Annotated in this window: 8 protein-coding genes and 1 pseudogene; 3 read left to right on the top strand and 6 right to left on the bottom strand. The window is 72.8% G+C overall.

Features of this window, described 5'->3' with window-relative positions; translation table 11 throughout:
• From EAO72_RS39960 to EAO72_RS39950, 3 genes are all read right to left on the bottom strand, one after another.
• Positions 1-1,323: a choice-of-anchor A family protein gene (locus EAO72_RS39960; RefSeq protein WP_148021872.1), complete on the bottom strand. Its 1,323-nt coding sequence runs from the start codon at positions 1,321-1,323 to the stop codon at positions 1-3.
• 209 nt (positions 1,324-1,532) lie between these two features.
• On the bottom strand, positions 1,533-2,546 hold the full coding sequence (locus EAO72_RS39955; protein WP_187285366.1) for an NAD-dependent epimerase/dehydratase family protein: 1,014 nt from the start codon (positions 2,544-2,546) through the stop codon (positions 1,533-1,535).
• A gap of 126 nt (positions 2,547-2,672) precedes the next feature.
• Positions 2,673-3,623 carry a LysR family transcriptional regulator gene (locus EAO72_RS39950; protein ID WP_187285365.1) on the bottom strand — a complete coding sequence of 317 codons (951 nt, stop codon included), beginning with the start codon at positions 3,621-3,623 and terminating at the stop codon, positions 2,673-2,675.
• Positions 3,624-3,881: 258 nt separating this feature from the next.
• Here EAO72_RS39950 and snpA point away from each other — a divergent pair, with 258 nt between their 5' ends.
• Positions 3,882-4,556 (top strand): snapalysin, encoded by a 675-nt coding sequence (gene snpA / locus EAO72_RS39945; protein WP_187285364.1) that lies wholly within the window; start codon positions 3,882-3,884, stop codon positions 4,554-4,556.
• 118 nt (positions 4,557-4,674) lie between these two features.
• Here snpA and EAO72_RS39940 read toward each other — a convergent pair whose 3' ends face one another.
• Entirely contained in the window at positions 4,675-5,034 is a 360-nt protein-coding gene (locus EAO72_RS39940; RefSeq protein ID WP_148021871.1) for a GntR family transcriptional regulator, read from the bottom strand.
• Positions 5,035-5,552: 518 nt separating this feature from the next.
• Positions 5,553-5,714 (bottom strand): annotated as a pseudogene (locus tag EAO72_RS44240) (ABC transporter ATP-binding protein); the annotation flags it as partial.
• A 33-nt stretch (positions 5,715-5,747) separates the two neighbouring features.
• Here EAO72_RS44240 and EAO72_RS39925 point away from each other — a divergent pair.
• On the top strand, positions 5,748-7,076 hold the full coding sequence (locus EAO72_RS39925) for an FtsX-like permease family protein (protein ID WP_148021870.1): 1,329 nt from the start codon (positions 5,748-5,750) through the stop codon (positions 7,074-7,076).
• A 128-nt stretch (positions 7,077-7,204) separates the two neighbouring features.
• Here EAO72_RS39925 and EAO72_RS39920 read toward each other — a convergent pair whose 3' ends face one another.
• Positions 7,205-7,885 carry a phosphotransferase gene (locus EAO72_RS39920; protein WP_148021869.1) on the bottom strand — a complete coding sequence of 227 codons (681 nt, stop codon included), beginning with the start codon at positions 7,883-7,885 and terminating at the stop codon, positions 7,205-7,207.
• A 197-nt stretch (positions 7,886-8,082) separates the two neighbouring features.
• Between EAO72_RS39920 and EAO72_RS39915 the strand changes: the two genes are divergently transcribed.
• The gene (locus tag EAO72_RS39915) at positions 8,083-9,441 is read left to right on the top strand and encodes an alpha-lytic protease prodomain-containing protein (RefSeq protein WP_148021868.1); all 1,359 of its coding nucleotides are present in this window, start codon (positions 8,083-8,085) and stop codon (positions 9,439-9,441) included.
• Positions 9,442-9,610 lie beyond the last annotated feature (169 nt).

Below are 9,610 nucleotides of genomic sequence, written 5' to 3'. Positions count from 1 at the left end.
TCAGCGGCACCAACGGCCGTTTCTACAGCGCCGGTTCGCTGACCCACACGTCGGAGGGCGAGTCGGGCGGCCAAGAGCTGCATGCCTACCCGTTCGACGGTGATCTGCCGGACTGTCGGAGGGGGTGGGCGTGGGCGAGTCCGTGGGCGTCGGCGTGGGCGACTCCGTGGGCGAATCCGTGGGCGTGGGCGTGGGTGTGGGCGAGTCCGTCGGGGTCGGCGTCGGCGAATCCGTCGGCGTCGGCGTCGGCGACGGCTCCTCTCCGCAGTCCGGCAGATCACCGTCGAACGGGTAGGCATGCAGCTCTTGGCCGCCCGACTCGCCCTCCGACGTGTGGGTCAGCGAACCGGCGCTGTAGAAACGGCCGTTGGTGCCGCTGATCGCGACCGTCGCCACGCTGGACTGCTGGCCGATCAGCACGCTGCCCTGGAACTGCCCGGTGCCCTTCAGCCCGATCGTGGTGGCGTCAGGGAAGTTCCACAGCAGGTTTTCGCGGAGTCCGGACTGCGGCAGCGAGCCCATGTAGGTGCTGATGTTGCGGGTGGTGCCGTAGACGTTGACCAGCACGGTCGCGCCGTCCGGGATGCCACGGAAGACGATGCCTTCCTGACCGCCCGCCTCCGTCATCAGATCGGCGTCCACCGCGAAGACCTGGAGGGCGGCGGTGCCGTCGCCACTGAAGTAGGTCTCGGAGCCGTCCCGCTCCACCGTTCCGTTGGCCGGGCGCCGGTGGTCCTCGTTGTCGTCGTACGCGTAGCAGTGGCTGGCCGCCGTCAACTGGTCGCGCAGCGCGGTGTACGGATCGCTCGCGGCGGCGTCGTGGACCGGGTCGGGGATCACCGTCCCGCTGAGGTCCTGGGCATGGCGGACCACGCCGTGGTTGGCGCCTTCCTCCGCAAGGAGGCGCTGCTCGCTCGCGACGCTCAGATCGCCGCCGACCGTCAGGTAGTCGGAGCCGTCCGGCGGTGTCACCCGCGATCCTCCGCCCGCGACGCCGACGTTGTAGACCTGCGAGACACCCTGCCGCTTGTTCATGTCGAACCGGCCGAGGGTGACGATCTTGCCCTCGGCCTCCGCCGCGGCCTCCCTGACCAGGTAGTCGCCGCCGACGAAGATGTTGATGTTGCTGTCGTGGTAGATGACCGGGTCGTTGTTCGGATCCGGCCAGACGGGAGGGCAGTCGTCCCCCAGGCACGGGCCGAGTCCACCGGGCAGCGGATCGGCGGCGGCGGCGGGAGCGAACGCCCCCACCATGACCGCCGCCGCTGCCACCGTCACCGCCACGCGGTGGTTTTTACCGCTTCTGCGCTTTTTGGTTCCCATATAGCGCAATATGCAGCTTATGGGGGCATTGAGGCGGCTTGCCACGCCGGGCAGTCGCCTTCGTCCGCCGACTGCACTCGGACTGCTGCCGCCGTCGCGGTGCCGGCAGTCGTCGGGGAGGGCGGGCTCCCGCCGTCGCGACTTACCGGCAGCCGTCGGGTCGGCTGCCGCCGCCGCAGCGCCGACAGCCCCAGGATCGGCTGCCGCCGTCAGCGCGCCAGTAGCTTCGCCTCGGTCGCCGGATCGACGCCCTTCAGCGGCCGGTCGGCGCGCTGCGGCGCCGTACCGCCGATCGCGCACAGCCAGGCCCAGGTGTCGGCAACCGTCTCCTCGACCGGCCGGCAGCGCAGCCCCGTCGCGTACGCCTTGCTGACATCGCCCTGGTGAAGGGTGTCGTACAGGTCCCCCGGCGGCAGCCAGACCGGCAGGCCCGTCCAGGGCTCGACGCCTGCCGCGAGGATCTTCTCGGTATCGGTCCAGCGCAGCTCGGCGTCGGAACCGGTGGTCCGCACACAGGCGTCCAACAGCCCGCCCATCGTGGTGTGGCCGGGACGGCTGACCACGTTGTACGGGCCGTGCAGGCCCTTTGCGGAGGCGTCCAGCAACCATTCCGCGAGGTCGCGCACGTCGATGTACTGCAGATCCAGGTCCGGTGTGCCCGGCGCGAGAACGGGGCCGCCGCGGGCGATCCGCGTCAGCCACCACGGCAGCCTGCCGACGTTCTCCCAGGGGCCGATGATCAGCCCCGCGCGCGCCATCAGCGCCCGGTCCCCGAAGGCGTCCAGCACGGCCATCTCGCCGCCGAGCTTGGCCTGCGCGTACGGGACGTCGCCGCCTGCGTCCGGCGAGGCACCCTCCACCAGCGGGCCGTCCTCGGGCAGGCCCGCCGGTGCCGGGTAGTCGTAGACCGACCGGCTGGAGACATACGCGTAGTGCGCGGCGCGGCCGGCCAGCAGCCGGGCCGCGTCCCGTACGGCCGAGGGCGCACCGCTCCAGGTGTCGACGACCAGGTCCCAGGAGTACGTCCCGTCGCCCGGCCCGGTGACCTCGGCGAGCGCCGCGAGCCCGTCCTCCTCGGTGCGGTCGCCGAGCAGCTCGGCCACACCGGGCGGCGGCGCGTGGCGTCCGCGATGGAACACCGTGATCTCCCAGCCGCGCGCGAGCGCGGCCTCGGTGACGGCCCTGCCGACGAATTCCGTACCACCCAGGATCAGAAGCCTCATGGCCCGACTCTGCCCGCCCACACCCCGGTCAGGAATGGTCCTCGCTCTCGGCGGAATCGCTGTCGGCTGAATCGCCGCCCACAGCGGGCCGTTGCCGGGCCGTCGCGGGCCGTCGCGGGCCCGCTCTCAGGAGAGGGCGAGCGGGCTGCGGTGGCGCAGCAGCCACTGGTGATAGCCGGCCGCCCGCCGGGCCGCCTCCCGGTACGCGGCCTCCAGTTCCCCGTACACGATCGTCATGTCGGCGCCCGGCCGGGAGACCAGCAGCAGGCGGACGGCGAGCGGGTCGTCGCGCAGCGGGCGGATCGCCATGTCGTCGCGCGGGCCCGAAGTGGGCTGGCACGGCGCCACCGCCTCGCCGAGGACGACGAGCGAAGCGGCGGTGAGGTAGTCGCCGTGCAGCACGGTCGGCGCGACTCCTGCGGCGCCGAACACCCGGCGCAGACCGTCCCATTCGCCGTCCACCGTGGGGTCGACCATCCACCGGTCGGCGGCCAGGTCGGCCAGGTCCACGACGGGCAGGGCGGCCGCCGGGTGGTCGCGGGCCATGGAGATGAACTGCGGTTCGCGGTCCAGCAGAACGCGCTGCTCCAGCCCCTCGGGAACGGACAGCGGGCAGCCCTCCACCTCGTGTACGAAGGCGACGTCGAGCCGGCCCGTCCCGACCGCGCGCAGCAGGGCGCGGGCCGACACGTCGACCCGCAGCGAGATGTCCGTACCGGGCAGCCGGATCCGCAGTCTGCGCAGCCAGCCGCCGATGACCCGGCTGGCGGTGCAGCCGATCCGAAGCCGCGGCCCGCCGGCACGGGCGGCGTCCGCCTCCGCCTTCGCCTCGGTGACCAGCGCGCTCATGCCGTCGACGAGGGGCCGGGCGCGGCCGATGACGGCGCGGCCGAGCAGGGTGGGGCGGCAGCCGGTGCGTTCGCGGCTGAACAGTTCGGCGCCCAGCGCGTTCTCGATTCGGCGCAGCTGGGTGGTGAGCGAGGGCTGACTGACGCCCAGCGTGCGGGCCGCCCGGTGCAGGCTGCCGGTGTCGGCGATGGCGCACAGCGCCCTGAGGTGCCTCACCTCAAGCTCCATACCGCCGAGGGTAGGACGGCGGAGTCGTGCCGCACCAGACGCCGGAACGCCATCAAATCCCGTCAATTCACCGGCTGTTGACCCGGCCGGCATCGGGCGTGTGTCCACGGGGCCGGGTCGGGTGATAGTGCGGCCCTATCACCGGTTGGCATCATCCGCGCGGAGCCGCGTTCCCCGACACTCACTGCGTACCGCCTCCGCCCGTGTCCGCTGACCGGACGGGGTCCCCCCTCGCAGGTAACGGCAGGAGAACCCCCCATGAAACACCCCAGGACCATCATGTCGGCCGTGGCCGGACTCGGCTTCGGTCTCGCCGCAGCGCTGGGCACCGCCCCGGCGATCGCGTCCGCCGCCCCGGCGCCGGTCGCTCCCCCCGCGTCCACCGTCCACTCGGCCTACACCTCGCACTCCGGATCGCACGAAAGCGCCGCCGCCAACAAGGCGTTCTTCGAGGCGGTGGCGAAGTCGGTGGCCGAGAAGCGGGCCGCCCACCCGGGCGCCCAGGCCGTCACCATCGTCTACAGCGCCGCGAACGCGCCGAGCTTCCGTTCGGAGATATCCAACAGCGCACAGATCTGGAACAGCTCCGTCTCCAACGTCCGGCTGCAGGAGGGCTCGAACGCCGACTTCTCGTACTACGAGGGCAACGACCCCAGTGGCTCGTACGCGAGCACGGACGGGCACGGGAACGGGTACATCTTCCTCGACTACGCGCAGAACCAGCAGTACGACTCCACCCGTGTGACGACCCACGAGACCGGCCACGTCCTCGGCCTGCCGGACCACTACTCGGGCCCGTGCAGCGAGCTGATGTCGGGCGGGGGCCCCGGCCCCTCGTGCACCAACCCCTATCCGGACGCCACCGAGCGCGGCAACGTGAACTACCTGTGGCAGAACGGCTTCGCGGCGGCGCTCGCCCGCAGCGGGTCCTGACCGCGCCGCTCCACGAAGCCCCACTGCTTCGCGGAACCGCGCCGCTCCACGGTCAAGGGCCGAGGGCCACCTCGCAGGACGGGGTGGCCCTTCGCCGGTCACGGACGCGCCGCTGCTGTCACCCTGCCGCGAGTTCGCTACGGACCAGGGCCACCAGTTCGTCCTCCGTCATGCCGAGCTCACGCGCCTCGCCGACCATCTCGCGCACCCGCTCCAGAAGCCTGGCTCGGTGCGGGGAGGCACCGTCCGCGACGACCGCGCCCCGGCCGCGCCGCAGTTCGATCAGACCTTCCTCGCGCAGCCGCTGGTAGCCGCGCAGGGCCGTGTGCACATTCACGCCGAGCGATTCGGCGAGCGCCCGGGCGGCGGGCAGGCGTTCGCCGGGGGCCACGGCCCCGTCGGCGACGGCGCGGCGCACACAGGCCGCGATCTGGTCGCCGAGCGGCACGATGGAGGTGGGATCGACCCTGAAGAGCATGGTCAGTGTTCCGTTCGGCGCTGGTCGATCAGGGTGTTGAGGAGCGCGGCGGCCGTCGCCGAGTCGTCGACCGTGACCGCGAAGTCCCGCCCGTCGGCCAACCGTGCCACGATCCCCTCACCGGAACGAATCATGATGCCGGTGCGCCCCGGCCGGATCCGGTAGCCCCAGCCCCCGTACTCGGTGAGCGGCTTGATGTCCCGGCTGGCCGCCGTCTCGATTCGGTCGAGCGGCACCTGGACGCGCGGCCACGGCAGCATCCCGGAGACGGTGATCCCCCGCCGGTCCACGGCCACGTTCGGGCGGGCGAAGGCCAGCAGGAGCAGCCCGACCAGGACGACCGGAACCGCGGCACTCCAGCCCACGGTGAGCAGCAGCGCCACTCCTCCGGCGCAGGTCAGTGCCGCCGCGGGCAGCAGCCACCGGTTGCCGGTGCTGCGCGCCCACCCCGCCACCTCCCCGGCGGCACTGACCTGCGCCGGAGGAGTGGCGCTGCTGCTCACCGTGGGCTGGAGTGCCGGGAGAGCGACGTTCTGCTCGGCACTGAGCGAGGGAAGCAGGTTGAACGCCTGGAAGACGAAACCGATGCGGGTGCGGCGGAGCAACGTCAGCTTCCGCTCGCTGAGCCCGGTCAGTTCGGTGTCGCCGAGGAACACCTGCCCGCCGGTGGGCCGGTCGAGGCGCTGCGTGAATCCGCCGTCGACAGCGGTTCGATGCCCCTGAGCCGGGTGCTGCTGGGCGCGGCCGTCCTGCTGACCGGGGCCGTGGTGCTGGGTATGGCGCTCGTCCAGGACCCCGGGAGCCTCCTCAAGCGCAAGACGTACGTCACCCAGCCGATGCTCCTGATCGTCGGGTGTGCCCTGTTCGCCCCCGTTCTGGTGCGCCCCGTCACCCGCTTCCTGGCCTGGGCACCCGCTCGGCTGCCGGGCGCCACCGGTGTGCTGGCCAGGGAGAACGCCTCGGCCGGACTCCGCAGGACGTCCGCGGTCGCCGCACCCGTGATCGTCACGGTGGCGCTGGCCGCCTCGCTGATGGGCACCACGGCGACGATCGACGAGGCCCGGGCCGCCGAGGCGCGTACCCAGGTGACCTCGGACTTCGTGGTCACGGCGGCCGGCGAGGGTGCCGCGCTCCCGGCGGAGTTCGTGGAGCGGGCCCGGCGGATTCCGGGTGCCGTCGTCAGCGCCTCGCGGTCCACCACCGTGACCGTGCTGGAGGAGGGCACGGCACTCGTTACCTCCGAGGCGCGGGCGGTGGACCCGGACGACGCGGCGGCGGTGTCGGAGCTCCCCGTGGTGGCGGGCGGCCTCGCCGGGCTCGACGACGGTTCCCTCGTCGTCAACGAGGAGTGGATGACCACGACGGTCGGCGCGCGCGTCGGCGTCTGGCTGGCCGACGGCCGCAGGGTCACGCTGCGGGTGGCGGCCGTGCTGAGGACCGGCACCGGGAACAACGGGGTCTATGTGACCCCGCGCAACGCCGGGGGAGCCGCAGTCGACCGGGTCGACGTCAAGGTCCGGGACGGCGTTCGGCGTTCGGCCGTCGCGGCGCAGCTGGCGGCGGCCGGACGGGCGACCGGGACGGAGGTGGCGACGCGGGCCGGCTGGCTGGCGGAGAACCACCGGCGGACCGGTGGGAACACCCGTCTGGGGCTGCTGATGATCCTTCTCATCGCCGTGGCGTACACGGGCATCGCCCTGGCCGGTACGCAGGTGATGGCCACCGCGGACCGGGTGCGCGACCTGGCGGTGCTCCGGCTCGCCGGGGCGACGAAGGCGCAGGTGCTGCGGCTGGTGGGCGCGGAGGCGCTGGTCGTGGTGGCGGTGGGGGCGGTGCTCGGCGGTGCGGTGGCGGCGCTGAACCTGCTCGGCGTACGGACCGCGCTCGGGCTGCTCGACGTCCGCTCGACGGTGGTCGTCCCCTGGGAGGCCATCGGCTGGGTCGTCGCGGTGAGCGCGCTCCTGGCCGTGCTCTTCGCGGTGCTGCCCGCCTCGCTCGCGCTGCGCGTCAGGCCGGTCGAACAGACGGGCGCGCGGGAGTAGTCGGGGTGGCCGGTCGAACGGGACCTCAGCGGGAGAGCGTGGTGACCAGGGCCCTGCGGCTCAGCGGGAGAGCGCCGTGGCCGGGGCCCTGCGGCTCAGAAGGGAGCGCCGCGGCCGGGATCCGCGGTTCAGCGGGAGAGCGCGGTGACCAGGGCCACCGCCTCGCCGATGAGGTCTCGTTCGGCCGGGCTCATCGTCGGGTTGGCGTCCCGGCGGGCCGCCGCGTCGGCGAGATGGCGGGCCGGGATGCCGCCGTCCGCGATGAGGTGAGGCATCAGCGCGGTCAGGAGTTCACGGCCGCTGTCCGCCATGGGGTGGGCCGGATCGACTGCCACCTGGGCCAGGATCAGCGCCGACATGGCCCGGTCCAGGGCCGGCGGCCCCTCCTCGGCATTGCTCCAGTCGATCACCACCGGGCCGTCGGCCGTCAGCATCACGTTGTCCGGATGCAGGTCGAGGTGGAGGATCCGGTCCTCGGGGTCCGGTGAGAGCCGGGCCGGGACGGTGTGCAGTTCGGCGAGCAGGCGGGCGAGCAGGGCGGAGCATCCGGCGGCGTCGATGCCGCCGCCGAGGAGGGACTCCAGCATCGTCGGACCGGTCAGCCGTTGCAGGACCAGATCGCCGGGACCGGCCGACGGGGGCTGCGGGCCGATCCGGGGGACCGGGTAGCCCGAGGCCGAGAGATAGGACATGACGGGCAGTTCGGGGGTGGCGTCCCGCCCGCAGCGGTAGCGGCGCAGGACCCACGCCTCATCCAGTTCGTATACGTCGGCGTCGCGTCCGCTGCCCAGCAATTGGCCTATTCGCATGGGGGGAACCTACTCGGGACGGGCGTCCACGGGGAGATCGTTCGCGCGTGTCCCCGTATCGCGGCCGGTCAGGACAGCCTCGGAACCGCCCCATAACGCGATGCGATGGGGCGGACGGGATCTCCTGGAGATGACGTGTACGCGGCTACGTTGACGGCAATTCCCCCGAAGTCAAGGAGAGTTCCGTGGAGAGATCCATGCTCCGCAGACGTGCACTGGCCGCGTGTACCGCCACCGTGGCCGTCGGCGCGCTCGGGCTGGCCGGGCTCACCGGCACCGCGTCCGCCGACCCTTCCCCCCGACTGTCGCCGGCCGCGGCGGACCAGCTCTCGCCCGGTCTGCTGAAGGCCATGCAGCGCGACCTCGGACTCACCGCCGACCAGGCGACGGAACGGATCGGCAACGAGTCCCGAGCGGCCGCCGTGGCCGCCGGGCTGCGGCGCTCGCTCGGCGCCGGATTCGCCGGTGCCCGCGTGAGCGGCGACGCGGCGGAGCTGACCGTCGCCACGACCGATGCCAAGGACGCCGGCCGGATCGCCGAGGCCGGCGCCCGGGCCGTCGTCGTCGACCACAGCCTGGCCGAACTCGACTCCGCCAAGGCCGCCCTGGACCGGGTGGCGCTGCGCAAGGCGCCGAAGGACGTGCCCGTCTGGTACGTCGACGTGCGCACCAACCGTGTCGTCGTCCAGGCCGGCCGGGCCACCGCCGCCGACACCTTCCTCGCCGCGGCCGGCGTCGCGCGTGATCTGGTGACGGTCACTCAAAGTGCCGAGCAGCCAAGCACGTTCGCGGATCTTCGCGGCGGCGACGCGTACTACATGAACGGCTCCGGGCGCTGCTCCATCGGCTTCCCCGTCAAGCGCGGCACCCAGAGCGGCTTCGTCAGCGCCGGGCACTGCGGAACGCCCGGCGTCAGCACCAGCGGCTACAACCAGCAGGCCCAGGGCTCCTTCCAGGGATCCACCTTCCCCGGCCGCGACTACTCCTGGGTCGCCACGAACACCGGCTGGACACCGCGCCCGCTGGTGAACGGCTACGGCAACGGCGATGTGACGGTCACCGGGTCCACCGAGGCGCTGGAGGGCTCGTCGGTCTGCCGCTCCGGCTCGACGACCGGCTGGCACTGCGGCACGGTCCAGCAGCGCAACACCAGCGTCACCTACCAGGAGGGCACCGTCTCCGGGGTGACCCGCACCAACGTGTGCGCCGAACCGGGTGACTCCGGCGGCTCCTTCATCACCGGCAGCCAGGCCCAGGGCGTCACCTCGGGCGGGAGCGGCAACTGCTCCCAGGGCGGTACGACGTACTTCCAGCCCGTGAACCCGGCGCTCCAGGCGTACGGACTCACCCTGGTCACCAGCGGCACCCCGACCGATCCGCCGACCGACCCGACGGACCCGCCGACCAACCCGGGCGGCAGCTGGGCGGCCGGGACGACCTACGCGGCCGGTGCCGTGGTGACGTACGGCTCCGCGAGCTACCGCTGCCTCCAGGGCCACCAGGCGCAGCCCGGCTGGACACCCCCGAACGTCCCCGCGCTCTGGCAGGCCCTGTAGGGCGTGCTTCGAAAGCCCCGCCTGCCCGGGCCCGGCCCATCCTTCCAGCGTCCCCGCCCGCGCGCGCTCCGCCTCGCTGTCAGTGCCGGGTGCCAGACTCGAATTCATGACCCAACGCTGGGCTGTGGCCGTGACGGAGAGCGGTGGCGCGCGCCTCGCCCCGCTGGAC

The sequence above is a fragment of the Streptomyces sp. OR43 genome, from assembly GCF_008042275.1.
In the GTDB taxonomy this organism is placed as follows: domain Bacteria; phylum Actinomycetota; class Actinomycetes; order Streptomycetales; family Streptomycetaceae; genus Streptomyces.
Note: the sequence above shows the minus strand (reverse complement) of the source record. Positions and strands in the feature narration are given on the sequence as shown.

Coding starts and splice junctions, on each gene's coding strand:
- EAO72_RS39960 (WP_148021872.1), bottom strand. CDS start 1,323: ATGGGAACCAAAAAGCGCAGAAGCGGTAAAAACCACCGCGTGGCGGTG.
- EAO72_RS39955 (WP_187285366.1), bottom strand. CDS start 2,546: ATGAGGCTTCTGATCCTGGGTGGTACGGAATTCGTCGGCAGGGCCGTC.
- EAO72_RS39950 (WP_187285365.1), bottom strand. CDS start 3,623: ATGGAGCTTGAGGTGAGGCACCTCAGGGCGCTGTGCGCCATCGCCGAC.
- snpA (WP_187285364.1), top strand. CDS start 3,882: ATGAAACACCCCAGGACCATCATGTCGGCCGTGGCCGGACTCGGCTTC.
- EAO72_RS39940 (WP_148021871.1), bottom strand. CDS start 5,034: ATGCTCTTCAGGGTCGATCCCACCTCCATCGTGCCGCTCGGCGACCAG.
- EAO72_RS39925 (WP_148021870.1), top strand. CDS start 5,748: ATGCCCCTGAGCCGGGTGCTGCTGGGCGCGGCCGTCCTGCTGACCGGG.
- EAO72_RS39920 (WP_148021869.1), bottom strand. CDS start 7,885: ATGCGAATAGGCCAATTGCTGGGCAGCGGACGCGACGCCGACGTATAC.
- EAO72_RS39915 (WP_148021868.1), top strand. CDS start 8,083: ATGCTCCGCAGACGTGCACTGGCCGCGTGTACCGCCACCGTGGCCGTC.